Here is a 24,863-nt window from a genome sequence, read left to right on the forward strand (position 1 = left end):
GCCGCTGCTGCGGCCGGTGCCCGAGCCGTCTGCCTCAGGCCGCCCCCGCCCCGGTGAGGGACCGGACCTCGGTCTCCGCGTGCTTGGCGGGGTCGGGCGGCTCCGGTGAGGTGACCGTACCGAGCCAGCCGGCCAGGAAGCCTGCCGGGATCGACACCAGCCCCGGGTTCTCCAGGGGGAAGAGCGCGAAGTCGATACCGGGGAAGAGCGACGCGGGGCTCCCCGAGACGACGGGCGAGAGCAGGACGAGCAGGACAGCCGGGACGAGCCCGCCGTAGACGGCCCAGACCGCTCCCCGGGTGGTGAAGTTCCGCCAGAACAGGGAGTAGAGCAGCGCCGGGAGGTTGGCGGAGGCAGCTACCGCGAAGGCCAGCCCCACCAGGAACGCCACGTTGAGATCCTGGGCGAGGAGGCCGAGCCCGATGGCCACCACCCCGACGCCCGCTGCGGCCACGCGTGCCACACCCACCTCGCTGCGCGGCTTGGCCCCCGGGCGCCTGAGCGAAGCGTAGAGGTCGTGGGCGACGGAGGCCGAGGAGGCGAGGGTGATCCCGGCGACCACGGCGAGGATCGTGGCGAAGGCGATGGCAGCCACGACGGCGAAGAGCACCGTCCCGCCCGTGGACCCCTCTCCGCCCCCCAGGACGAGCGCCAGTAGCGGAACAGCCGTGTTCCCGGACGCGTTGGACGCCCGTACCTCGGCCGAACCGACGAGCGCGGCCGCTCCGAACCCGAGCACGACGGTCATCAGGTAGAAGCTGCCGATCAGCCCGATGGACCAGACGACACTGCGTCTCGCCGCACGCGCGGTGGGCACGGTGTAGAAGCGCGACAAGATGTGCGGCAGGCCGGCCGTGCCGAGGACGAGCGCCAGGCCGAGGCTGACGAAGTCGAAACGGGCTGTCCAACTGCCGCCGTACCGAAGCCCCGGCGAAAGGAAGTCGCGCCCGTGCCCGCTGCGGTCGGCGGCGGAGGTGAGCAGGGCGTTGAAGTCGCCGTGGAACCGGAGCAGCACGAGCACGGTGAGCGTGACGGCTCCGGCCATCAGCAGGACTGCCTTGACGATCTGGATCCAGGTCGTCGCGCGCATGCCGCCGAGCGACACATAGACCACCATGAGCGCTCCGACGCCGACCACGGTCCACGACCGGGCGGTGTCGCTCGTGCCACCGAGCAGCATCGCGACGAGGCTCCCAGCACCCACCATCTGAGCCACCAGGTAGAGAACCGAGACGGTGACGGAGGAGACGCCCACCGCTGTACGCACCGGCCGCTCCGCCATGCGCGCGGCAACCACGTCGGCGAGCGTGAACCGGCCGCAGTTGCGTACGAGTTCGGCGACGAGAAGCAGGACGACGAGCCAGGCCACGAGGAATCCGACGGAGTAGAGCATGCCGTCGTAGCCGAAGAGTGCGATGAGCCCCGAGATGCCGAGGAAGGACGCGGCGGACATGTAGTCACCCGCGATGGCGAATCCGTTCTCCATGGGGGAGAAGAGCCGCCCGCACGCATAGAACTCCTCGGCGGAACCGTGCCTGTTCCGGCCGACCCAGGTGGTGATGCCGAGTGTCACGGCGATGAAGACGCTGAACAGCAGCAACGCCAGCGTCTGGTGATCCCCTCTCACCGGTCGGCACCTCTCGTCATCTCCTGCGTCTCCCAACGAAGTTCCAGAGCGACGCGGTCTCGGTGCAGACGCGCGTGACGGGCGTACGCCCAGGTGAGCAGGAACGTGGTGAAGAACTGTCCGAGACCGGCCACCATGGCCACGTTGAGCACGCCGGCCACGGGCCGCGCCATCAGGTCGTGCGCAGTGGTCGCCGCGATCACATAGGCGAGGTACCAGAGCAGGAAGGCCGTTGCAGCGGGAACCACGAACCGTCGGTAGCGACGGCGCACCTCGCGGAAGGCCGGGCTGTTCTGCACCTCCAGATAGACCTCCGCCGCCGTGTGGCCGCGCTGCTCCACCGGCCGGAGCCTCCCGTCGACCGCCATGGCACCGGCTCCGTCCGGCTCGTGCCACCCAGCAGCCGCCGCCTCGTCCCACGGGTCGTCGAGCCGTAGCACAGCAGTGTCCGGCCCTGCTTCCTTCTTCACCGACAACTCCCTTGTCCACGAGCCTTTTCGGCCGCGTAGCCAAGAATGGGCAGACCGGGAAGATCCCGGGCACTTCATTCGCCGTGCTTCACCATTTCAGGTGACGGAAGTGCCGGGTGGGTGCGCGAGGCCGTGGCCGTACGCATAGCGCACGGCCCCTGTTCTGTCGCGTGCGCCCGTCTTGGAGAAGAGGTTGTTGATATGGGTCTTCACCGTGGCTCCCGAGATATGCAGGGCGCGCCCGATCTCCGCGTTGGAGAGACCGTCCGCGATGAGGACCAGTACCTCGGCCTCTCGCGGAGTGAGTCCGTCGGGCAGCCCCGCCGGAAGAGGCATCCCTGACACGACGGCCTGGGATGTGACCCTCTCCAGGAGCCGGCTCTGCACCTTCGGTGAGAGCCCCGCCTCGCCCGAGAGCACGGCCTCGATGGCCTGGGCGATCTCCTCACCGCGGGCGTCCTTGGTCAGATAGCCCCGTGCGCCCGCCTGAAGAGCGGTGAACAGAGAATCGTCGTCCGCGAAGGTGGTGAGGACCACCACCTGGGTGCGGGGGTACTCCCTGCGGATCCGACGCGTGGCCTCGACGCCGTCGCAGCGAGGCATCCGCAGGTCCATCAGGACCACATCGGGCGCCCTCTCGGCGACGAGAGCAACCGCCTCGTCCCCGTCCTTCGCGGCCCCGACCACCTCGATACCGGGCAGCAGACCCAGCAGCATGACGATGCCCTCACGCACCACCGACTGATCGTCGGCGACCACGACCCGCGCGCTCACGCGGGCACCCTCAGATTCACCACGAACCCCTCCTCGTCCGGCCCTGCCTCCAGCGTCCCGCCCAGCAGTTCGGCGCGCTCCCGCATCCCCACAAGACCGTAACCGGAACCACTGACAGCGAGCTCGCCCGCCGGACGGTGTCCCCCGGAGTCCCGCACCAGGAGAGCAACCGCGTCAGGCCCGTACTCCAGCCGGACGGAGACGGCTGCCCCCGGAGCGTGCTTCCGGGTGTTGGTCAATGCCTCCTGGGCCACCCTCCGCACCGCCTGCGACGCCTCCGCGGTCAGTTCTCGCCGCTCACCCGCGACAGAGACCTCGGCCGGCCCGTCGGCCACCAGCTGATGCAGGAAGTCCTCCACCGGGATCGTCTCCCCCCGCAGCGCGGAAAGCGCCTGGCGCGTCTCCGCGAGGCCGTCACGTGCCATGGAGCGCGCCGACACCACTCTCTCCAGCACCTGGTCGCGGAATTCCGTCGAAGGCTCCCGTTCGATCAGCAACCGGGCCGCCTCCAGGTGCACCAACTGGGCGGAGAGGCTGTGGGCGAGGACGTCGTGGATCTCGCGGGCGATCCTGGAGCGCTCCGCCAGCGCCGCCGCTCCGGCTTCCGCCTCCCGCGCGGCCCTCTCCTGGACGAGAAGGCGCTGGGAACTGCCACGGGCCTCGGCGTCGAGCCGCAGTACGTACCCGCCCAGGCACAGGCTCCCCGTGGTGATCACAGTGGTCAGCCATCCGTCGCCCTCGACCACCGCGTAGGCGCAGAGGGTCACGGCCGTAAGGGGAACCGCAGCAACCAGCGGGAGCCGTACCAGAGCCATCACGGCGCAGCCGCACCAGAGCACGACCGCGACCCCTCCGACACCGGCCTCGATGGCCCCGAACGCCGCTGCCGTAAGCAGCACCAGCAGGCCGAGGGACGGCCAGAGGCGGTGATCCTTGGTGGTGAGGAGGAACATCCTGCCTATGGCCATGCAGCCCGCCGTCGCCCCCAGACCGACGGCGATCTGCCAGAGCGCGAACCTTCCGTCCGCAAAGGCGTTCCAAAGGAGGCCGGCGAGCACCGCGCTCCACACGAAACCCCCGATCAGCGCCCGCGGCCTGGCACGGGGAGCTCGGGTCAGAGCCTCTCTGGAAGGCCAGCTCGTCCACGTACCGCGGTTCACGCCCCACCCTTCGACATGACCCGTGCGGCAGCCGCCGAAGCGTCGCCGGCCTGAGAAACCGCGGGGACACCGTACTGCTCCCGCACGCTTCTGGTCCGCAGAGCCAGCACCCCGCTCCGTGCGAACAGCATCGCAGCGAGTGATACGAGCAGGGCGGCTGTCCCCTGGTGCACTCCGAGCAGGACGGCGGCCACAGCCAGCGAGCCGCGCAGCGCTGTCCCACCCACCCATACGAAGACGGTGGCCGTGGTGCCCCGGCTCCAGAAGGAGGCGTCAGGCCCCTGCCACAACCGGGCCGTCCAGCCCCATCCCGCACCTGTGACCAGTCCCACCACGAGACCCGCCCCCAGCATCGTCGCCGACAAGGTCTCGTGCCGGGGATCGAGAGCTCCGTCCGTACGCAGGGCGACGACGAGCAGGACCACCGGCAGCACCCACCACCGCCTCCCGTCCCCCACCCGCTGGGCCGAGAACTGCCGGACGATGACAAGCGCGACAACCGCGACGATCACCAAAACGTTGAAGAGCTCCGGCACGACGGCCTCCGAGTGACGTGAAGATTCGATGTCTTCGACGCTACGGAAGCGCGGGGATCACGGGATCGGCTCCTGGGCTGACCGTGGGTGGAGAATCGCTCTCCACCCACGGGTGGAGCCGTCAGACGTCGATACGCGAACGGTCCAGGGTGGCCGCGGAGCTGGTGATGAACTCCTTGCGCGGTGCGACCTCGTTACCCATCAGCAGATCGAAGATCTGCTCGGAGGACTCCAGGTCGCCGATGTTGATCCGGCGGAGCGTGCGGTGGCGCGGGTCCATCGTGGTCTCCGCCAACTGGTCCGCGTCCATCTCACCCAGACCCTTGTACCGCTGGATCGAGTCCTTGAACCGGACGTTCTTCCGCTGCAGCTCCAGCAAGGTCTGCCGGAGCTCGTTGTCGGAGTAGGTGTAGACGTACTTGTCCTGGCCCTTCTTGGGCTGGACCAGCTCGATCCGGTGCAGCGGCGGCACGGCCGCGAAGACCCTCCCCGCCTCGACCATCGGCCGCATGTAGCGCTGGAAGAGCGTGAGCAGCAATGTACGGATGTGCGAACCGTCGACATCGGCGTCCGTCATCATGATGACCTTGCCGTAGCGCGCCGCGTCGATGTCGAAGGTGCGCCCGGAGCCCGCTCCTATGACCTGGATGATGGCCCCGCACTCGGCGTTCTTGAGCATGTCCGAGACGGACGACTTCTGGACGTTGAGGATCTTCCCCCGGATCGGCAGCAGCGCCTGGAACTCACTGTTGCGGGCCAGCTTCGCGGTGCCGAGGGCCGAGTCGCCCTCCACGATGAAGAGCTCGCTGCGCTCCACGTCGTCGCTCCGGCAGTCCGCGAGCTTCGCGGGCAGCGAGGACGATTCGAGCGCGGTCTTGCGGCGCTGTGCGTCCTTGTGCTGGCGGGCGGCGATCCGGGTGCGAGCAGCAGCCACCGCCTTGTCCAGCACCGCCCTGGCCTGGGCCTTCGCGTCGCGCTTCGTGGACGTCAGGAACGCCTTGAGCTCCTTGGAGACCACGTTGGCCACGATCCGGTTGGCAGCCGAGGTGCCGAGCACCTCCTTGGTCTGTCCCTCGAACTGCGGCTCGGCGAGACGCACGGTGACCACCGCGGTCAGGCCTTCCAGCGCATCGTCCTTGACGATGTCGTCCTCGGCAACGCGCAGCAGCTTCGCGGAGCGCAGGACCTCGTTCACCGTCTTGGTGAGGGAGCGCTCGAATCCGCTGACGTGGGTGCCGCCCTTGGGGGTGGCGATGATGTTGACGAAGGACTTGAGGTTGGTGTCGTAGCCGGTGCCCCAGCGCAGGGCGATGTCGACACCCAGTTCGCGGGTGACTTCGGTCGCCGTCATGTGACCGCGGTCGTCCAGGACCGGCACGGTCTCCTTGAAGGTTCCCGTTCCGCTCAGGCGCTGGACATCGCAGACTGCCTTGTCCTGCGCCAGGTACTCGCAGAACTCGCTGATTCCGCCGTCGAAGCGGAAGGTCTCCTCCGTCTTGCCCTCGCCGTCGACGCCCCGCTCGTCGCGTACGACGATGGTGAGGCCGGGCACGAGGAACGCGGTCTGGCGTGCTCGCTGGTACAGCGTCTCCAGGTTGAGCTTCGCGTCCTTGAGGAAGATCTGTCGGTCCGCCCAGTACCGCACCCGGGTACCTGTCCGCGTCTTCGGCACGCGCTTGCCCTTGCGGAGGCCGTTGGCGGGGTCGAAGGGGCTGTCCGGCCCCTGCTCGGTGAACATGCCCGGGACACCACGCCGGAAGCTGATGGAGTGGGTCGCGCTGTTGCGGTCGACCTCGACGTCCAGACGGGCTGAGAGCGCGTTCACGACCGAGGCGCCGACGCCGTGCAGGCCGCCCGACGCAGCGTACGAGCCGCCGCCGAACTTTCCGCCGGCGTGCAGCTTGGTCATGACGACCTCGATGCCGGACAGCCCCGTCTTGGGCTCGACGTCCACGGGAATGCCACGGCCGTTGTCGCGGACCTCGACGGAGGCGTCGTCGTGGAGGATGACCTCGATGGTGTCGCAGTAGCCCCCGAGAGCCTCATCGACGGAGTTGTCGATGATCTCCCAGAGACAGTGCATGAGTCCGCGGCTGTCCGTCGACCCGATGTACATCCCGGGGCGCTTACGGACGGCTTCGAGCCCTTCGAGGACGAGAAGGTGCCGCGCGGTGTAGTTGGAGCTGTCCCTGTCTGCGCCGCCTGCTCCGGTCAGCAGCGCAGTGGACGGCACGGAATCGGCGGTCACGCGGTTCGCTCCTCGCTGAATTTCTTTTGGGGCCCAGTGGGTAACGGGCTCGGCCTCGGTGGCCGCTAGGAGCCTACCGAGGCCTGGTAGAGCGGTTGTAACGCCACCCAGGGGGAATCCTCATGCTAGTGCAGCCTCGCATACACGTTCGATCATTCGTTGGAGTGACGTGCACATCACGTTCCCTTCGAGGCATGAACCATTTAGGCTCCGGGCACGTCCTCATGAACAACCGGCAACCCAGCCGGCGGACCGGCCCACACAAGCAACGCGAAACCGTAGCGCTACGCAATACGGCACATTCGCCGCCAACCGGCAACAGACAGCCATCCCGAGAAGAAGTTTCGAAGAAATGCCACGAGCGGGAACGTTTTCGGCCTGGTTGGATGTTGACCCTGGTACGACAGCTCGTCGAGCTAGAGAAGAGGCGACGTGACTACTGTTCTGACCCCCGCGAGCCCGCTGACCGCAGCAGACCGCTGTGACCGTTGCGGCGCCCAGGCCTATCTGCGCGTCGTCCTGATCAGCGGCGGTGAACTGCTCTTCTGCGCCCATCACGGACGTAAGTTCGAGCCGGAACTCAAGAAGATCGCCGCGGAAATACAGGATGAGACGGACCGGCTCACTGCCGTACAGGCAAGTGCCGCCGACGAGGAACAACACTGACACCTCGCATCCACGACGAGCCACGGGCACGGTCCAGGACCGGCCGACGGGCGGCCTCCCCCAGGGGAAGCCGCCCGTTCTCGTACCGTCCGACGCGTTTGTACGGCTGCGGTCAGCTGTTGTCCGCCATCCACCGGATGGCGGCGGAGACGCGTGTGTACACGCCGGGGCTCTCCGGGCTCCCGCAGCCGCTCCCCCAGGAGACAAGCCCGACGAGGCGCCCACGGGCCACCAGCGGGCCTCCGCTGTCCCCCTGGCACGCATCCCGCCCACCCGCGTTGTCACCGGCGCAGAGCATCGATGAGGCGTCGTAGGCGCCCTGTGTGCCGCCGGGGTACGCCCGGACACAGTCGCTGTCCGCCAGCACGCGGACCGAGGCGGCCCGCAGCCGGGACGCGTAGGCCCCGTAGCCGGTCGTGTCCCCCCAGCCGTAGACCGTCGCCGAGGTGCCCGGCTCGTACGCGGGACTCCCGGCACCTGCCATCGGGATGGCACTGCCCTCAGGCAGCGCCTGGTCCAGAGTGAGGACCGCGAGGTCACCCGCATTCGTACGAGGGTCGTAGCCGGGATTGACCCATGTCGAACGCACAGGGATCTCCTGACCCCCTGGCCCGTCCAGCTCGTCCCGCCCTGCGATGATCCGGAGATCCGCGACCTCGGGGACAGCAGCCCCCAGGACGTCCTCCCTGAGGCAGTGCGCGGCTGTCAGCACTTTGGTGGGTGCGATCGCGACCCCTCCGCAGAACTGACCGGCGCGGGTTCCTCCGAACCGGTCACGGCTCGACAGTGCCACGGCCCACGGACTGTCCGCGACGGCCACCGGCTTCCCGCCGACGATGATGCTGTCCGCAGCTGCGGGGGCCGGGGGGCCGAGCGGTATGACCGCCGCAGCGACCGCCAGAGTGCAGGCGGCCGGGAGGAAACGGACCGGAATGCGGGGCATGGAGGCTCCTTACGCCGAGGTGAGCAGTGCCCACTCAGCGTCATCCGCACCGGTGCCCGCCGCATGCTGACATGAGCCGGGGCCTGCATACGGGCATGGGCCGGGGTCCGGAACTTTTCCAGTTCCGGACCCCGGCCCATGCCCGCGCAGACGATCTAGTCGAGATAGTCGCGCAGCACCTGCGAACGCGACGGGTGGCGCAGCTTCGACATCGTCTTGGATTCGATCTGACGGATGCGCTCGCGCGTCACCCCGTAGACCTTGCCGATCTCGTCCAGGGTCTTCGGCTGACCGTCGGTGAGACCGAAACGCATCGAGACCACACCTGCCTCGCGCTCGGAAAGCGTGTCGAGCACGGAGTGCAGCTGCTCCTGGAGCAGCGTGAAGCTCACCGCGTCCGCGGGTACGACGGCCTCGGAGTCCTCGATCAGGTCTCCGAACTCGCTGTCACCGTCCTCACCCAGCGGGGTGTGCAGAGAGATCGGCTCACGGCCGTACTTCTGGACCTCGATGACCTTCTCAGGGGTCATGTCGAGCTCCTTCGCCAGCTCTTCCGGAGTGGGCTCACGGCCCAGATCCTGGAGCATCTGGCGCTGCACCCGGGCGAGCTTGTTGATGACCTCGACCATATGCACCGGAATACGGATGGTGCGGGCCTGGTCGGCCATGGCGCGGGTGATCGCCTGGCGGATCCACCACGTTGCGTACGTGGAGAACTTGTAGCCCTTGGTGTAGTCGAACTTCTCGACCGCGCGGATCAGACCGAGGTTGCCCTCCTGGATGAGGTCCAGGAAGAGCATGCCGCGACCGGTGTAGCGCTTGGCCAGTGAGACCACGAGACGGAGGTTGGCCTCCAGCAGGTGGTTCTTGGCGCGGCGGCCGTCCTCGGCGATGATCTCCAGCTCGCGCTTGAGCTTCGGTGCGAGCTTGTCGGAGTTCGCCAGCTTGTCCTCGGCGAAGAGCCCGGCCTCGATGCGCTTGGCGAGCTCGACCTCCTGCTCGGCATTGAGGAGGGGGACCTTGCCGATCTGCTTCAGGTAGTCCTTGACAGGGTCGGCCGTGGCGCCGGCGACAGCGACCTGCTGCGCGGGTGCGTCGTCCTCGTCGTCGTCGGAGAGGACGAAGCCCTTGTTCTCGCCCTCGCCCTCCTCTTCCTCGCCCTTGCCGGCCTTTACTTCCTCGACCGGCTCGTCGCCGTCGAGCAGTTCGTCGTCCTGCTTGCCGGACTTCTTCGCCGCGGTCTTCTTGACCGCGGTCTTCTTCGCGGCGGTCTTCTTGGCAACCGTCTTCTTGGCTGCCGCCTTCTTCGCAGGAGCGGCCACGGCGGCGTCGTCAGCCGCCACGTCCGCGCTCGGGGCCGTCGGAGCGGCAGACGCCGCGACGGTCCGCGTCACGGTCGTCTTGGCCGTGACGGTCTTGGTGGCGGTGCGCTTGACCGGGCTCTTCGCTGCGACGCTCTTGCGGGCGCGCTTAGGCGACTCCGCGGCACTGACCATCAGCGTCACACCCTCTTCCTCGAGGATCTGGTTGAGGCTGCGCAGAACATTCTTCCACTGGGTTGGCGGAATCTGGTCAGCCTCGAAGGCCCGACGCACGTCATCGCCGGCGATCTGCCCATCAGCCTTTCCCCGCTCGATGAGCGCCATCACAGACTCGGACTCGGCGATCTCCGGCGGGAGCGTACGGGATGTGCTGGCCGACACGAACAACCTCTCGGAACGATGGAAACGGCTTCCGGCCCGGCCCTGGAGAGGGCTGGAACCGACGAACGTCGGCTGGGGATGTCGCCGACGTCGCGGGCTTGGCCTCAGAACTGCACAGCGCACTACGTGGCTGCTGTATTCCTTCCGCGGCGGTCACCTCTTAGGTCATCGCACTGTTTCGAGGAGTGTTACGCCCAATTCGCGTGGCCCCAGTCACACCCCATTCGCGACAAACGGAACCAGAGATCACATTTACGTGTAATCATGCCGCCGGGTCGCTCGGGCCCGGCGGCAACACGGTTCGTATACCCGGTCCCGCCGCGCTCAGTGCTCGCGCGGTGCGGGAACCACCCGATCTCCGTCTGCGTGGCCGATCAGCAGCTGCCGCATGGCGGCCTCGGCACCGGCGGAATCGCCCGAGGCGAGAGCCTCGACGATCCGTGCGTGGTGGCCGAGGGAGGCCTCCGCGGGGCGGTCACAACCGGTGACGGGACCACCGGAAACATGCAGGGCTGCCGACACGATCCCGGAAAGGTGCTCGAGCATCCGGTTTCCCGCCGCCTGGATCAGCAGGGCGTGGAACTCCGCATCGGCCCGGGAGAACGTAATTGCGTCCCCCTGGCCCATGGCATGCCCCATGATCTCGATCATGTCGCCGAGACGCTGCTGGATGTCATCGCGTCCGTGACCTGCGGCCAGCCGGGCGGCCAGCGGCTCGATGGTCCACCGGAGATCCTCCAGTTCGCGGCGCTGGTCATCACGCTGCGGGCCGAAGGCGCGCCATTCGATGATGTCGGGGTCGAGCAGGTTCCAGTCACTTACCGGCCGGACCCTCGTGCCCACATTGGGCCGGGCACTGACCAGGCCCTTGGCCTCAAGAACGCGAAGGGACTCCCTCACAACGGTGCGGGAGACCTCGAATCGCTGGCCGATCTCCTCCGGGACGAGCGGACGGTCGGCACCGAGGTCGCCGGAAACGATCATCTGACCCAACTGCTGGACCAGTTGGCCGTGAAGTCCGCGGCCGCGACTGGCCGTGCCGCGTCGGCTCACCCGACCCAGTTCGGATTCGCCGCCACTCCAGGAACGGACGGCGGCGCGCTCGCCGGCCGGCGCCTCCGTCGTGTAGGGGTAGCGGTCGAGTTCGCCCGGGCCGGCAAGGCCGGAGTCGGCAGAGCGGGCGGCGGTCATCATGGTGTGCGCAAGGGTACTCACGCATCCTTTGTCGGCGCGGCTCACCCGCCCCTTGAGGTCTTTGCTGAAAAGCACACGAAAGGGTGATCGCCACTCCCCTTTCAATTGACGGGTTAGCGGTAGAAATCGCACCTTTTCGGAAGACTTGTCCGACATGCGGCATCGAGCACCGTCGATATGGTCACCAACGGGCTCTCCCTCGAAGGCTCGTGAATACATACGCGCAGATCAAGGCGGACAACGACAAGGAAAGCGCCAACCCCACAGGTTGGGCGACAATCCGCACAGCGACCATGACCCATCGGTCCGTCTCGTACGGCCACTGCAGCCAGCCGAGTTCACGCAGTCGACCCGGCAGACCGCCGACCGAGCGGGCGGACGGCCCCTCGAGGAGCTTCTGCATCAGCGGTACTACGAGTACGGGAACCGCCAACACGGCCGCGACGCCGGCGACGGTGAGCCGGAACACGCCGGCCCCCAGCAGCCCCGCCCAGGCGCATCCGACCGACAGGCCAGCCCAACTAGCGGCCATTTGAGGCGCGTTCTCCGGCACTGTCACCAAGTCCTCGCCGTACACGAGGCGCAGGGCCTGGGCGTCCGCCAGCACGGCGAGCAGCGCCAGCAGCAGCGCGACTCCCGCCGAGACCACAAGCTTGGCCATCAGGAGGCCGAGGCGGCGCGGCACCGTCCCTCGGCCTGCGGCAAGCGCCGGATAGCGGAACTCGTCACCGAAGGAGAGGGCACCCAGCAGTCCGGCGGCGAACGCGGCAGGCGGGAGGGGCAACACGTCGGGCCAGGCGACCAGCAGGTCGGACAGGGGCACCTTCCCGGCGCGGGCCAGCAGCACGGACAGACCGGCGGAGACGATCAGAACGGCCGCCATGATCAGGGTGGTTGTCCTGACACCGAAGAGGCGCCGCAGTTCGTACCGAAGCGGCCGGAGCGGACCCCGAGCCGGGCGCACAGGGATCGGAGGGGGCAGTTGCGAGATCGCCACAGTCGACGCGGGCCCAGGGAGAACCGCCCTCACCGGACCACCACCCGACGCGCCCCCGGGGCCGCCGGCGGAATCCGCCGCCGGGCCTGCGTCTCCGGTTTCGTCGGCGAGTTGGTGCACCGGGACACCGTGCCGGTAAGCCGTGTCCCCGACCTCCGCGCAACTGCTGCCGTACACCGACAGCCTGCTGCCACCCTCGGCCACCACCTCGACCGAGCGCCGGGCCGCCCGGGCTTCACGGCCCACCACGGCGGCCAGCCTGGCGGCGTGCGGGGTACGCACGGCGACCCGGGGTCGCAGACGGGTACGGGAGAAGTCGGCCACATCCTGGTCCGCGACGAGGCGACCTTCATCGATGGTGACTACACGGTCGGCCGCGCGTGCCGCTTCCTTGGGATCGGCGGTCGTGTGCAGGACCGTTCCACCCTCGGCCGCGTGCGCACGGAGAAGGCCGTGGATCCAACTCTTCTCACGCGGCGAGAGCCCCTCGGCCGGCTCGTCGAGGACGAGCGCATGGGGGTCACCGAGCAGCGCGGAAGCGAGCCCGAGCCGTCGGTCCATGCCCGCCGAGAGGGTACCGATGCGCTGGTCCCCCAGCCCCGCGAGACCGACGACATCGAGCAGTTCGTCGGCTCGTGATGCAGGGACCCCTGCTGCGGCGCAGAGCATGCGGAGCTGACCGCGCGCGGTACGCGCGGGATGGCCCGGCACGTCTCCGAGCAGCACCCCGACCTCACTGGCCGGGTGGCCGATGCGGTGCAGCGGACGACCCCTGAAGTAGGTGACCCCCCTTCCCGCTTCGAGTTCGAGCATCAGACGGAGTGCTGTGGTCTTGCCTGAGCCGGGAGCGCCGAGCAGCACGGTGACACTGCCGGGCTGGGCTTCGAAGGTCAGGTCGTCCACGACGGGGGGGCCGTCGCGGCGGGGGGTACTGGTGAGTCCGATGGCCTGGAGCATCGCTTCTCTCGAGAAGGGTGGGACCGCCCGGTGGCAGGGCGGGATACTCCAGCAAGATAACGCGACATTTCAGACTTTTTGCGCATCGGTGGTTCTGTGGGCGTTCCGCAGGTCCGCTCGGCGTGAGCCACCGATACCGAACCTCTCAGACTTCCGGCCTCAGCATCGGAGGGTTGAGCACCGTCGCCGCCCCGGCCCTGAAGAGTTGTGCGGGGCGTCCCCCCTGACGCGTGGTCGTCCCCCCTGACGGGACCAGGAAACCGGGCGTACCTGTGACCTTGCGATGGAAATTTCGGGGGTCCAGGACCACGCCCCACACCGCCTCGTACACCCGCCGCAGCTCGCCGACAGTGAACTCCGGCGGGCAGAACGCCGTGGCCAGTGAGGAGTATTCGATTTTCGAGCGGGCCCGCTCCACTCCGTCCTCGAGGATCCTCGCGTGATCGAAGGCCAGTGGTGCGGCCTGCTCGTCGTCCCGGACGAAACCGCCCCCAGGCCCGAGCAGGTCCCCGACGGAGGCCCAGCGGGCGCTGTTGGCATCACCGCCGGCCCGTGGGGCGGGGAGATCGGGCGCGAGAGCAAGATGAGCGACGCTGACGACTCTCATGCGGGGGTCGCGTCCCGGGTCGCCGTAGGTGGCCAGCTGTTCCAGATGCGCGCCGTTCCCCACGGCCGGGGCGGTCGGGTCGTGTGCGCAGAGCCCGGTCTCCTCACCGAGTTCACGCGCCGCCGCCGCACCGAGATCCTCATCGGCCCTGACGAATCCGCCCGGCAGCGCCCACCGCCCCTGGAACGGCGATTCGCCACGGCGTACCACCAGCGCGCAGAGCGCGTGACGTCGCACCGTGAGGACGACCAGGTCGACGGTGACGGCGAAGGGCGGGAAGGTCGACGGGTCGTAGCGCGGCATGCCGAAATCATAGTCGTCTTCCTGACGATAAACACGCCCTTCGCGACACCGGTTCCGTGCCCGGCTCCCGCTTTCCCCTTCCAGCACCGGTATGCCCGGCATAGGACTTGACCGGCCCCGGGGAAGGCGGTCACTCAATCGCGGTTCCTGGCTCCGCGCTGCCCCAGCGGCCGCGTGTCCCGGGCTCGACCACGGCCCGCGGTCGGACCCGGGCGGGAGGAAGCGCCCGGTGCCCGCCGGCTTGCCGCTGCGCTCCTCCGCTTCCCTGCCGGGGCACGCGCGGGCCGTGGCCCGGACCGGCGCTCCGTCCGGGCCACGGCCCGCGGCTCAGGGGCGCTGTCGCCTTCTTGCCCGTCACGCAGATGGCGCTCGCCGCGGAGACAGCGGCGCAGGGTTTCGGGGTCCAGACCTTGATTGCACGCCTGGTGCAACAGTTGAGCGAACGTGTAGTCGGGATCGGCCCGCAGTGCGAGCCCCAGAGCCACCCGTGCAGCCGCCTCGTCGCCGCTGGACCAGGAGACCCAGCCTGCCAGCGTGAGCGGGGCGGCGGCGTGTTCCACGTACGGGCCGACGCAACGGCGGGCGAGGGCGCGCCACAGCCGCAGGGCCGTCTCGGCCTCGCGGCCCTCCATCCACTCGGCGGCCCGGTCCCTGGTCTCACGGTCCTGCAGTCCGAGGATCACGGCCGCCGCCTCACCGGTGGTGATCAGACCGTCATCGGCACTGTCCGCTTCGGCGGGTGCTGCCGACGGCGCACTCCCGAGGCGCTCCATGAGGTCACGCGCGACCCTCAGGGTCTCCCCAGCCACCTCTCGGCGGCCGTCGACGTCGAGGATGCGGGAGACCAGCACGGCACCCGCCGAGTCGAGAGCCCGCTCCTGCTCCTGTGTCGCCGCTGATTCCCACGGCATGAGCCTCGCCTCCATGTCCCTCAGCGATCCGCGCACCTGGACACCGGCATACGCGGCCGCCGCCGCCATCACCGTTGTGCCGGGAAGCGCCAGCGGGGTGCCCTCGGCCGGGCAGCACCGAGGGTCGGGACAGCAGTACGACCAGTAGCGACCGTCGGAGATGCACAGCGCCTCGAGTACGGGAACGTCGAGTACCCCGCAGGCCCTGCGCAGGCGCTGCGCGAGCGGCCTCAGCCGTTCCATGGCCTGAGAGGCGCTCTCACCCTCGACCGGGTCCTGACAGAGGAAGACGACGATCGCGTCGGGGCGCGCGTCGCGCCGCTCGCTCCCCTCGATCAGGCTCTGCGCCAGCTGGTCGGCGACCGGCCCCCACTCGTCCGGATCCTTGGGGATACCCAGCCTTAGCCGGCCGCCGAAGCGGCCCCGACCTCCGTGCAGGGCCACCATGACCACGCTGTCGTTCGGATGGAAGCCCATGAGGTACGGCAAGGCGTCGGCAAGTTCGGCGGGACCGCGCAGGGTGATCTGCTGCACGTCGGACGGTCCGGAGGTTGCATCGTGCTTGTTCATGGCACGACCGTCCCGCGGGCCGCCGAATCGCGCGACCCCTGTGGATAACTTTATCCACAGGAGTCGGCCACCGTTCGCGGTTTGTCGTAGGCATCGGGTTGCATGGGGACATGACCAACGCAGACCGCGCAGAGCTCAGGGCCTCGGCCGATTCCGTACTCGCCCGCCTGGTCGGGGACACCACCGGCACCGCCCGGCTGCGCGAGGACCAGTGGCGGGCCATCGAGGCCCTCGTCGCCGACAGGCGCAGAGCCCTGGTCGTCCAGCGGACGGGATGGGGCAAGTCCGCGGTGTATTTCGTGGCCACGTCACTGCTGCGCGCGCAGGGAAGCGGACCGACGGTGATCGTCTCCCCCCTGCTTGCTCTGATGCGTAACCAGGTGGCGGCGGCGGCAAGGGCCGGTATCAGCGCCCGCACGATCAACTCCTCCAACACCGAGGAATGGGACACGGTCCAGGCAGAGGTGGCGGCCGGTGAGGTGGACGTCCTGCTGGTCAGCCCGGAGCGGCTCAACAACCCCGACTTCCGCGACCAGGTGCTGCCCCGCCTGGCCGCTGCGACGGGGCTGCTGGTGGTGGACGAGGCGCACTGCATCTCCGACTGGGGCCATGACTTCCGCCCGGACTACCGGAGACTTCGGACCATGCTCGCCGATCTTCCCGCGGGCGTCCCCGTCCTAGCAACGACGGCCACCGCCAACGCCCGTGTGACCGCGGACGTCGCGGAGCAGCTCGGCACGGGAGCGGGCACCGACGCCCTGGTGCTGCGGGGCCCTCTGGACCGGGAGAGCCTCAGTCTCGGCGTGCTGCAACTGAGCGACGCGGCACATCGTCTTGCCTGGTTGGGTGACCATCTCGGGGAACTGCCGGGCTCCGGCATCATCTACACGCTGACCGTCGCGGCCGCCGAGGAGATCACCGCCTACCTCCGCCAGTGCGGGCATCCGGTCGCCTCGTACACCGGCAGGACGGAGAACGCCGACCGGCAACAGGCCGAGGACGATCTCCTGGCCAACCGGGTCAAGGCCCTGGTGGCCACGTCCGCGCTCGGCATGGGTTTCGACAAGCCGGACCTCGGATTCGTCGTGCACGTGGGATCGCCGTCCTCTCCCATCGCTTACTACCAGCAAGTCGGACGCGCCGGCCGCGGTGTCGAGCACGCCGAGGTTCTGCTGCTCCCGGGCAAGGAGGACGAAGCCATCTGGCAGTACTTCGCCTCGGTCGCGTTCCCTCCGGAGGAGCAGGTGCGCCGGACTCTCGATGTGCTCGCCCAGGCTGGCCGCCCCTTGTCGCTCCCCGCCATGGAACCGCTGGTCGACCTGCGGCGCACCCGCCTGGAGACGATGCTCAAGGTGCTGGACGTCGACGGTGCGGTGAAACGGGTCAAGGGCGGCTGGATCTCCACGGGTGAACCATGGGTCTACGACGCGGAACGCTATGCCTGGGTCGCACGGCAGCGGGCCTCCGAGCAGCAGTCCATGCGCGACTACGCGTCGACGACCGGATGCCGCATGGAGTTCCTGCGGCTCCAGTTGGACGACGACGAGGCCACCGCCTGCGGACGCTGTGACAACTGCGCCGGCGCGCGCTTCGACGACAAGGTCTCCACGGCCGCTCTCGACGGGGCTCGCGGTGAGCTGGGCAGGCCCGGGGTGGAGGTTGAGCCGCGCAAGATGTGGCCCACGGGGCTCTCATCGGTGGGTATCGATCTCAAGGGCCGCATCCCGGCCGGCGAGCTGGCCCATCCGGGCCGGGCCCTGGGCAGGCTCTCGGACATCGGCTGGGGCAACAGGCTCCGTCCGCTGCTCACGGCACAGACACAGGACACTTCGGTCCCCGACGACGTGTCGAGCGCGGTGGTCACGGTGATCGCGGACTGGGCGAAGGGGCCCGGCGGCTGGGCATCGGGGGCTCCGGACGCCGCTCCCCGACCGGTCGGTGTCGTCACGCTCGCCTCACGCCGGAGACCGCGGTTGGTCCACTCACTCGGCAGCCGTATCGCCGAGGTCGGACGGATGCCTCTGCTCGGTACGGTCACCTACGCTCCGGGCTGCGAGGACCTCCGGATCTCGCAGACCAACAGCGCACAGCGGGTCAAGACGCTGCACGAGACCCTCGTCGTGGAGCCCGCACTGGCGGAGGCTCTCACTGCCGCAGGGGGGCCCGTCCTGCTCGTGGACGACCTCTCCGACACCGGCTGGACGCTGGCCGTCGCGGCAAGGCTGCTCCGACGTGCGGGAGCGGAGGGGGTGTTTCCGCTGGTCCTCGCGGTCCAGGCCTGACACCTGGCTTCGTTCGTCACCGAAACGGGCAGGGATATCTGTGTCATTCCGTCAGATACCCGTCAGCCGAGCCAATTGCTCGTTGCCGCCTGCCGATACGACAGGAAGAATTGGAGTCGCTCCCCGCACGGTCTTTTCGCGGGCCCGAAAGGGCTGTGCCGCGGCGCGCCCTCACTCGACCCTGCCCGCATCGTGGGCGCGTAGCGAAGGGAGGACCGTGACCTTCGGATTCGCTCCGTCCGCAGCCACCTCACTGTCGGCGTCCGCCGGCTCCGTCAACCACGTCGCCAGGATGCTCGAACCGGCCGAGTGGGCGGCGGCAGGTATACCCCTGCTGCGCAATCCGCGTGAGGTCGTCAGCGGCCTCCACGCACGGCACCGGCCGACCCCGGCCACTGCGGTCGTCGCCGTACTCGACCATGAGGAACGCCTCACGGCCAGCGCCTCGTTCGTCAGGCGGTCAACCGCGCCCGCGGACGGCTGGGAGTTTCGCAACGCCCTCCTGGCGCATCTGCGCCGGGTGATCCCGCACGATCTGCGCCGCCGCACCCCTGTGCGCACCGCAGTCCTGCTCTACTGCCGTGAAGGCGACGAACGTTGGACGGAGGAGGACGGTGCGTGGATGTGGGGGCTCAGGGACGCCTGCACACTGCACGGCCTTCGCTGCGGCGCCTACATCACCCTGACCCACGGAGGTTGGCAGGTGCTCGGCGAGGGCCGGGGCGGTCGCAGACCGACGCTGCTGTCCAGGCCGTCGGCCCTGGCCGACACCTCCACCGACCACGAACTCGTTCCGCTGCGCACCGGCGGTGGGGCCGCCGAGGCACTGCGGCGGAGCGCCGCCCGGTGAAACAGGATGTGGGCCCCGGACGTCGTCGCAGACGACCGGGGCCCACAGTCCAACGGCTCAGACTGCCGCGCCCAGCGCGGAGTTGATCGTCTGCGGGTCTCCGCACACGATCAACAGCGCACCGGATCGCTCCCGCAGGCCGGACAGCGTACGGGCAGCCGTTCCGTCGAGGTCTCCGTTGACGGCGACGACAACGACGGAGCGGGAGGCGCAACGGTCTGCATTCACCGTGCGGGCGAAGAAGACGTCGTCACCCGCCTCGTGCTGGGCCCAGTACGAGGCTTCTCCGAAGGAGAGCTCGTGTGCGGCCCAGGGGTGCAGCTCGCCGGTGGTCAGCACCAGGATCGCTCCGGGTGCCTGACCGGAGTCGAGCAACAGGTCGACGGCCTCGTCGGCGGCGTCGACCGCACCGTCGGCGGTCGACGGAATCAGCTGGAACTCCGCCGCGGAAGTCTCTTCCGCCGACGTCCGTCCGGCAGGAGCCGGAGCTGCGGCAGAAGCGGGGGTGTGGTGCGGGCGCTGCGCCGGGGGCGCTGGCCGCACGGGGCCGCGGCCCGGGCTTCCGGGACGCGGTGTGGCCGCGGAACGCGGGCCGGGTACGGGACGGGGGGTCGGCGCGGTGCGGCCGGCGGCCGGAGTGACGCGGGGACCCTGGGCGCTCTCGGGAATCTGAGGCTCCTCGGGGATGAGAGGCATGGAATGGTTGTCTTTCACTGCCGACGCGAAGGCGTCGGCGGAGGGATGCGCCTGCGCGATCAGAAGTCGAAGCCGAGCTGGCCCCCGCTTTCCAGTGCCGCCGCCTCGGCGGAGAATCGGACCTTCTTCAGGTGCTGCCACTTGGGCAGCGCGTCGAGATAGGCCCAGCTGAGGCGATGGTGAGGCGTAGGCCCCCGTTCCTCCAGCGCTGCCCGGTGTACCGGTGACGGATAACCGGCGTTCGCGCCGAAGGCGAAGTCTGCGTACTGCCCCGATTCCGCGCCCAGTTCGGCCATCATCGTGTCCCGGTGGACCTTGGCTATCACCGAGGCCGCAGCAACGGCGATACAGGACTGGTCGCCCTTGATCACGGTACGGACGTTCCAAGGCGGGCCGAGGTAGTCGTGCTTGCCGTCGAGGATCACGGCGTCAGGCCGAACGGGCAGCGTATCGAGCGCCCTTACGGCCGCGAGGCGGAGAGCCGCGGTCATTCCGAGGTCGTCGATCTCCCCTGGTGAGGCGTGCCCCAGCCCGTAGGCCGTGACCCACTTCTCGAGCGTCGGGGCGAGTTCCGCCCGGCGCTTGGGGGTGAGCAGCTTGGAGTCGGTGAGGCCCTCGGGGGGTCTGCGGAGACCGGTGACGGCCGCGCACACGGTGACGGGGCCGGCCCACGCTCCGCGTCCGACCTCGTCGACGCCGGCGACGGTCCTGGCACCGGATGTGGCGCGCAGTGAGCGCTCGACGGTGTGCGTGGGTGGTTCGTACGGCATGGCGCCAGCCAGGTTACGCCGATGGCCGCGGCAAGAACACCCCGGGGCACCGTCCAACCGTTCGGCGCGTGTCCGGCCGCGTCCGGAACGCCACGAACCGGGGGCGGCGGCGAGGCGTCACCCCCGGGGCGACTTCGCCGCACCCGGGCGACCGGCTTCGCGACCGGCCGATCACACGTCCCCGCACCCTTATCCGATCATTCACTTTTGCACATAATTATACAAACGATTCTCACCGACAAAGATCACACGCGGAAAAATCACACACACAGAGTGACAGCATCCCAGCACACACAGGATCTGGACTGCACTTCGCGACCCCTCAAGAACTTCGGACGAGGCAGCACACCGCCCTGCAAAATACGACCCACCAGCATCCACCAGGCCATTGAATAGCAGACGCGAACAGCGAATCATCAATCGATTCCGTTCATCGGCCGACTCACCCAGGGCCAGGACGGCCGTTCGCGAGCCACTCCCCACTGCGCACAGGTGGGGAGGGGTCTTGTCGGCCCATGCCCCGAGTCGTCGGCCCATGCCCATGAAGAGTCCCCAGAACATCTCTCGGGCAAGCGGTCGTTCGAGGGAATCGACTCATCCGCTCGGCACCTTGATCAGGCACCGAGAACCCCCTGCGCAACCGGGCCGCCACGCGTGGCCCACTCTCTCCGGAACGAGCGGTCCGCACGATCCCAGTGGAACGGGAGCCCGCGCGATCCACTCGGAACGCGAAGCCGCTCGATCCACACGAAACGGCGGGAGGCCGGGGGGCTCGGATCCAAGGGCAAGGGCCCGGTGCCGGAGTTGTCCGGCAGGAGATGTGCCGCCGGACCGGCCGGGCCCCACCGCTCAGTACGGGTCGTAGGAGTCCTCCTCCTCGTAACCGTCCCGCTCGTCTGCATCCCGGCCGAGGTCGTAGCACTTGGCCCCCTGGCTCTCTGCTGGGTGCTCCTCGATGACCTCCCGGGCCCTGGCTTCACCCCAGCTGGTGACGTACCAAGGAGCGTCCGGGAGTGCGAAGTCGCGCTGGAAGTTCTCCAGCGCACACGACCTCAGAGGTTCCGGCAGCTCGTTCAACGCCGGTACGGCATCCGCGGAGAGCCCCTTGAGGTACTCGATGTCGATCGTCCCGCCGCTGCGGTGCCTCTGGACGTTCTGTTCGGCGATCAGCCCGTCGGGCGAGATCAGCCCGAAGGCGAGCACACCGACGGCCGCGCTCCCCACGACGGCGCGCGGCAGCAGCCTGGCGCCGAACACTCCGGCCGCGAGGATGAGGACGAGCACCACGCCGAGCCAGAGCTCGACGGCGGCTACGGAGATCCGGAGCCGGGTCAGGCCGAAGGCGTCCACGTAGAGGTCCATGCGCCGCAGCGCGGAGGCCACCACGACGAGCGTGAGCACGCACAGGAGACCCAGAACGCTCCGGACCAGTGTCCGGTCACCCGCTCTGCCCCGCGGGGCCCAGCGCAGGGCCAGCGCGATGACGATCAGGGTCAGCACAGTGGCCCACAACAGCTGCCAAAAACCCTGCCGCGCGTACTCGGCGGGCTTCAGTCCTGTCTCTTCCAGCACCTTGTCGTACCCGCCGAGGAGAACGACCAGCTGGAGTCCGATGAAGACGGCGAAGAGCAGGTTGAGCACGATCAGCGGCAGTGCCCACTCGGCCCTGTTCCTGGCAGTGCCCGGGCGAACGGTGATGCCGTCCCAGCGCACCGGTGCCGCGGCGCTGTAAGCGGCGGCGAGCGCTCCGAGGAGGCCGAGCACGAAGAGGAAGACGCGCCAGGGACTGTCACCGATCGATACGTCGGGGGTGAGGCTGCCCAGCAGATCGGCGAAGGCGGCGTCCGCGGACGCGAAGAGCGCGCCGAACACGATGAGCAGGACGACGGCCACCGCCGTGGTGCGCGCCACGGTGCGCACCCGGCCGCGGGAGTCGTCCGCCCGGGCGCGCACCCCGCGCCACCCCCAGCGTGCCCCGCCCGCCACCGAGGGAAGCAGGCCCACCGACCCGAGCAGCACGCCCGGCCAGCTACGGCTTCCGTGCAGGGCGAGCGAACCCAGAGCGAGGGCCGACACCATGGCGAGGAACACCGGCCACCCCGCATCGCGGAGGGCGGGGATCGCCAGGAGCGCCAAGCCGCCCAACGCCCAGACCGCGGTCCAGGGTCGCAGCCTGCGTCGTGCCGAGCGGGCCGCGAAGTAGGCTCCCAGGGCCGCGGGCACGGCAACGATCAGAAGGTTGAGCCCCAGGCCGTCCCCGAGCAGCAGCGCGCTGAGAAGGGCCGTGGCGAACACCGACCAGAGGGTGCCAGGTCCGATCGCGGGCGGGGAAGCGGCCCGCAGCCTGGTCAGCACGCCGGGCGGCTGCTGCGCCCCGCGCTGCCGGGCGTCCGTCGGCTGCGGGGACCGGAGGTAGGCGGGCACCTTCGGCACGTCCGGGCCCACGTTCTGCGGCGGAACCGGCGGACCGGAAACCCGCACCGTCCCTGCGGCCGCCCTCGCCCTGCCGGACTCCTCGGACACGGGGCCGGGCGCCGCACCGGACGCGGACTGCCCCGCGTCACCAGCCTCCGGCGACACATCGGACCCCACCGTGTCACCGGGCCCAGGCTCGGCACCGGACGCGACCTGCCCGGCGTCACCGGCCTCCGGCGACACATCGGGCCGGCTGGACGCATCGGACGAATGTTCGGACATGGGACCCCTCCCCCACCGGGGTCCGCTCGCACGGCCACATCGCGGCGCGTCGGCCCCGGCATCTCCAGGCGCACGCCCACCAAGATCGATGAGGGCGGCGTGGGCGAAAGAGTAAGTCCCCTGCAGGTTGTTCGGCCGACCAGGTCCGCCGCTGTGGCAGGACCGTGACAGTGGAAGTGCCGGCACCGGATGCGGGCCTCATGAGCGGCGGCCCCGGAGCGCCGGCCCTTCACCGGACGGTCAGCAGCCCGCCGGAGACGTGGAACTCAGCGGCGCGCCGGAGCCGACGGGACCCATTCGGGCAGTTCTTCCGTCCGGGCCAGCCACTCGGCCGGCGGGGCACCGACCGGTTCCGCGGCAACGACTCCACCGACGATGGCACAGGTGGTGTCCACGTCACCGCCCGCCTGCGCCGTCACCCAGAAGGCATGTTCGAAATCGCCGAGGTTCCGCGCCGCGGACCAGAGGGCGAACGGCACCGTGTCGTGCGCACTCGTACGACGCCCGTTGCCGAGCACCGCCGCGACCGTCCCCGCGTCCCGGTAGTCGAGCATGTCGCGCGCCCGTCGCAGCCCGGCGCCGACCGCGCTGCGCGGGATGAGGGCGACCACACCGTCGATCAGGCCCTCCGGCGTCGGCGGCCGCCCGGGCGCGGCCACGAGAGCGGCCGCCGCCGCGACTGCCATGGCGCCCACCACGGCTTCGCGGTGCTGATGGGTGGTGTACGAGGAGACCTCGGCCTGATGGGTGGCCTGCTCCGGATCGTCCGCGTACCAGGCGCCCAGCGGCGCGATACGCATCGCCGAACCGTTGCCCCAGGAACCCTGGCCCTGGAAGAGCGCGGACGCCAGCTCGCGCCAGTCCCCGCCTTCCCTGACCAGCCTGAGCAGCCGGTTCACCGCGGGCCCGTAGCCCCGGTCGAAGTCATGGTGACGGGCGAAGGACTCGGCGAGCGCATCCTGGTCGATGCGCTCGTGCGCGGCCAGCACCGCGAGTACGGAGGAGGCCATCTCGGTGTCGTCGGTCCACTGCCAGTCACCGGGCGGCAGGTCCCGGTCCTTGAGCAGGGGGTAGTTGGCCGGGACGAAGAACTGGGAGCCGAGGGCATCTCCCACGGACAGTCCACGCAGGCTGGCCAGAGCGCGTTCGAAGCGGTCGTAAGCGGAGTCAGCGGTCATCGCTCTTCCACTCTATCCGGTACTGCCGTACGGCTCAGGGGTGCGCCACTGTTCGAAGGGCCGGTCGAGCGTATAGCGGCCGTCAGCGCCGAGAAGCAGGGTCCGGGATTCTCCGTTCCCAGGATTGGACAGGGACTCGAACTCCGCCACCGACCAGTGGAACCAGCGCATGCAGAAGAGCCTCATGGTCAGCCCGTGCGTGACCAGCAGGACGTTCGGGGGGTGGTCCGGCGCCTCGAAACTGCGGTGGAGGCTCTCCAGGAACGCGTCCACCCGGTCGTACACGTCGGCCCCGGACTCGCCCTGCGCGAAGCGGTAGAAGAAGTGCCCGTAGGCGTCCCGGTAGACCTTCTGCAACCTGACGTCGTCACGGTCCTGCCAGTTGCCCCAGTCCTGCTCACGCAGCCGCGGTTCTTCCCTGACGCGCACGTGTTCAGGTTCGAGATCGAAAGCCCTGAAGGTCTCGTGGGTGCGTCGGTAGGGCGAGACGTAGACGCTCACACGCTCGTCGCCGAAGGTCTCACGCAGCCGCGTCCCCGTGGCCCGTGCCTGGCCCAGGCCCTTGGCCGTGAGCCTCAGAGCGTGGTCCGGCTCGCGTTCGTAGACCGTGTCGTCTGCGTTGCCCTCGGACTCACCGTGCCGGACGAGAACGATGCGTTGCGGTCGTGCCATGTACCGACCCTAGATGCCGTCCGGTGCGATCGAGCACCCGTACGGGCACCGT

General features: G+C 69.2%; 20 protein-coding genes. 3 read left to right on the forward strand and 17 right to left on the reverse strand.

Annotated features, from left to right (window positions below):
* Nucleotides 1-34: 34 nt before the first annotated feature.
* From P8A20_RS08990 to P8A20_RS09015, 6 genes are all read right to left on the reverse strand, one after another.
* Nucleotides 35-1,627 carry a monocarboxylic acid transporter gene (locus P8A20_RS08990; protein WP_306103297.1) on the reverse strand — a complete coding sequence of 531 codons (1,593 nt, stop codon included), beginning with the start codon at nt 1,625-1,627 and terminating at the stop codon, nt 35-37.
* Nucleotides 1,624-2,097, reverse strand: a complete 474-nt coding sequence (locus P8A20_RS08995; protein WP_147964440.1) for a DUF485 domain-containing protein — start codon at nt 2,095-2,097, stop codon at nt 1,624-1,626. The genes P8A20_RS08990 and P8A20_RS08995 overlap by 4 nt, the downstream gene beginning before the upstream one ends.
* Before the next feature lie 96 nt (nt 2,098-2,193).
* Nucleotides 2,194-2,871, reverse strand: coding sequence for a response regulator transcription factor (locus P8A20_RS09000; protein WP_147964439.1), 678 nt, complete (start codon nt 2,869-2,871; stop codon nt 2,194-2,196).
* Nucleotides 2,868-4,031: a sensor histidine kinase gene (locus tag P8A20_RS09005; protein WP_147964438.1), complete on the reverse strand. Its 1,164-nt coding sequence runs from the start codon at nt 4,029-4,031 to the stop codon at nt 2,868-2,870. The genes P8A20_RS09000 and P8A20_RS09005 overlap by 4 nt, the downstream gene beginning before the upstream one ends.
* A complete protein-coding gene (locus P8A20_RS09010; RefSeq protein ID WP_261989087.1) occupies nt 4,028-4,567 on the reverse strand; it encodes a DUF1453 domain-containing protein in 540 nt (179 codons plus the stop codon). Before P8A20_RS09010 ends, P8A20_RS09005 begins: the two co-directional genes overlap by 4 nt.
* A 121-nt stretch (nt 4,568-4,688) precedes the next feature.
* Nucleotides 4,689-6,815 carry a DNA gyrase/topoisomerase IV subunit B gene (locus tag P8A20_RS09015; protein ID WP_306103298.1) on the reverse strand — a complete coding sequence of 709 codons (2,127 nt, stop codon included), beginning with the start codon at nt 6,813-6,815 and terminating at the stop codon, nt 4,689-4,691.
* A 432-nt stretch (nt 6,816-7,247) separates the two neighbouring features.
* On the opposite strand from P8A20_RS09015, the gene P8A20_RS09020 reads away from it, so the two are divergent.
* Nucleotides 7,248-7,481: a DUF7455 domain-containing protein gene (locus P8A20_RS09020; RefSeq protein ID WP_014153643.1), complete on the forward strand. Its 234-nt coding sequence runs from the start codon at nt 7,248-7,250 to the stop codon at nt 7,479-7,481.
* Between the two features lie 112 nt (nt 7,482-7,593).
* Here the strand turns inward: P8A20_RS09020 and P8A20_RS09025 are convergent, their stop codons facing one another.
* The 6 genes from P8A20_RS09025 to P8A20_RS09050 form a co-directional block, all read right to left on the reverse strand.
* Nucleotides 7,594-8,424, reverse strand: coding sequence for a S1 family peptidase (locus P8A20_RS09025; protein ID WP_306103299.1), 831 nt, complete (start codon nt 8,422-8,424; stop codon nt 7,594-7,596).
* 155 nt (nt 8,425-8,579) lie between these two features.
* The gene (locus P8A20_RS09030) at nt 8,580-10,127 is read right to left on the reverse strand and encodes an RNA polymerase sigma factor (RefSeq protein WP_147959841.1); all 1,548 of its coding nucleotides are present in this window, start codon (nt 10,125-10,127) and stop codon (nt 8,580-8,582) included.
* 324 nt (nt 10,128-10,451) lie between these two features.
* Nucleotides 10,452-11,321, reverse strand: a complete 870-nt coding sequence (locus tag P8A20_RS09035; RefSeq protein ID WP_306105134.1) for a FadR/GntR family transcriptional regulator — start codon at nt 11,319-11,321, stop codon at nt 10,452-10,454.
* 181 nt (nt 11,322-11,502) lie between these two features.
* Nucleotides 11,503-13,275 (reverse strand): ATP-binding cassette domain-containing protein, encoded by a 1,773-nt coding sequence (locus P8A20_RS09040; RefSeq protein ID WP_306103300.1) that lies wholly within the window; start codon nt 13,273-13,275, stop codon nt 11,503-11,505.
* Nucleotides 13,276-13,420: 145 nt separating this feature from the next.
* Entirely contained in the window at nt 13,421-14,185 is a 765-nt protein-coding gene (locus P8A20_RS09045; RefSeq protein WP_147959839.1) for an NUDIX hydrolase, read from the reverse strand.
* Nucleotides 14,186-14,319: 134 nt separating this feature from the next.
* Nucleotides 14,320-15,666 (reverse strand): DUF4192 domain-containing protein, encoded by a 1,347-nt coding sequence (locus tag P8A20_RS09050; RefSeq protein ID WP_306103301.1) that lies wholly within the window; start codon nt 15,664-15,666, stop codon nt 14,320-14,322.
* Nucleotides 15,667-15,776: 110 nt separating this feature from the next.
* Between P8A20_RS09050 and P8A20_RS09055 the strand changes: the two genes are divergently transcribed.
* Together P8A20_RS09055 and P8A20_RS09060 are read left to right on the forward strand one after the other, a co-directional pair.
* Complete coding sequence (locus P8A20_RS09055; protein WP_306103302.1) at nt 15,777-17,948, forward strand: RecQ family ATP-dependent DNA helicase; 2,172 nt, start codon at nt 15,777-15,779, stop codon at nt 17,946-17,948.
* Between the two features lie 217 nt (nt 17,949-18,165).
* Nucleotides 18,166-18,798, forward strand: a complete 633-nt coding sequence (locus P8A20_RS09060) for a hypothetical protein (protein WP_147960521.1) — start codon at nt 18,166-18,168, stop codon at nt 18,796-18,798.
* 57 nt (nt 18,799-18,855) lie between these two features.
* On the opposite strand, the gene P8A20_RS09065 is transcribed toward P8A20_RS09060, so the two are convergent.
* From P8A20_RS09065 to P8A20_RS09085, 5 genes are all read right to left on the reverse strand, one after another.
* On the reverse strand, nt 18,856-19,494 hold the full coding sequence (locus P8A20_RS09065) for a flagellar biosynthesis protein FlhF (RefSeq protein ID WP_147960520.1): 639 nt from the start codon (nt 19,492-19,494) through the stop codon (nt 18,856-18,858).
* Between the two features lie 59 nt (nt 19,495-19,553).
* On the reverse strand, nt 19,554-20,264 hold the full coding sequence (gene rnhB / locus P8A20_RS09070) for a ribonuclease HII (RefSeq protein ID WP_147960519.1): 711 nt from the start codon (nt 20,262-20,264) through the stop codon (nt 19,554-19,556).
* A gap of 849 nt (nt 20,265-21,113) precedes the next feature.
* The gene (locus P8A20_RS09075) at nt 21,114-22,961 is read right to left on the reverse strand and encodes a DUF4153 domain-containing protein (protein WP_306103303.1); all 1,848 of its coding nucleotides are present in this window, start codon (nt 22,959-22,961) and stop codon (nt 21,114-21,116) included.
* Nucleotides 22,962-23,227: 266 nt separating this feature from the next.
* The gene (locus P8A20_RS09080; protein ID WP_306103304.1) at nt 23,228-24,139 is read right to left on the reverse strand and encodes an ADP-ribosylglycohydrolase family protein; all 912 of its coding nucleotides are present in this window, start codon (nt 24,137-24,139) and stop codon (nt 23,228-23,230) included.
* 12 nt (nt 24,140-24,151) lie between these two features.
* Complete coding sequence (locus P8A20_RS09085) at nt 24,152-24,811, reverse strand: histidine phosphatase family protein (protein WP_147959838.1); 660 nt, start codon at nt 24,809-24,811, stop codon at nt 24,152-24,154.
* Nucleotides 24,812-24,863 lie beyond the last annotated feature (52 nt).

The sequence above is a fragment of the Streptomyces sp. Alt3 genome, from assembly GCF_030719215.1.
GTDB classification, from domain to species: Bacteria; Actinomycetota; Actinomycetes; order Streptomycetales; family Streptomycetaceae; genus Streptomyces; species Streptomyces glycanivorans.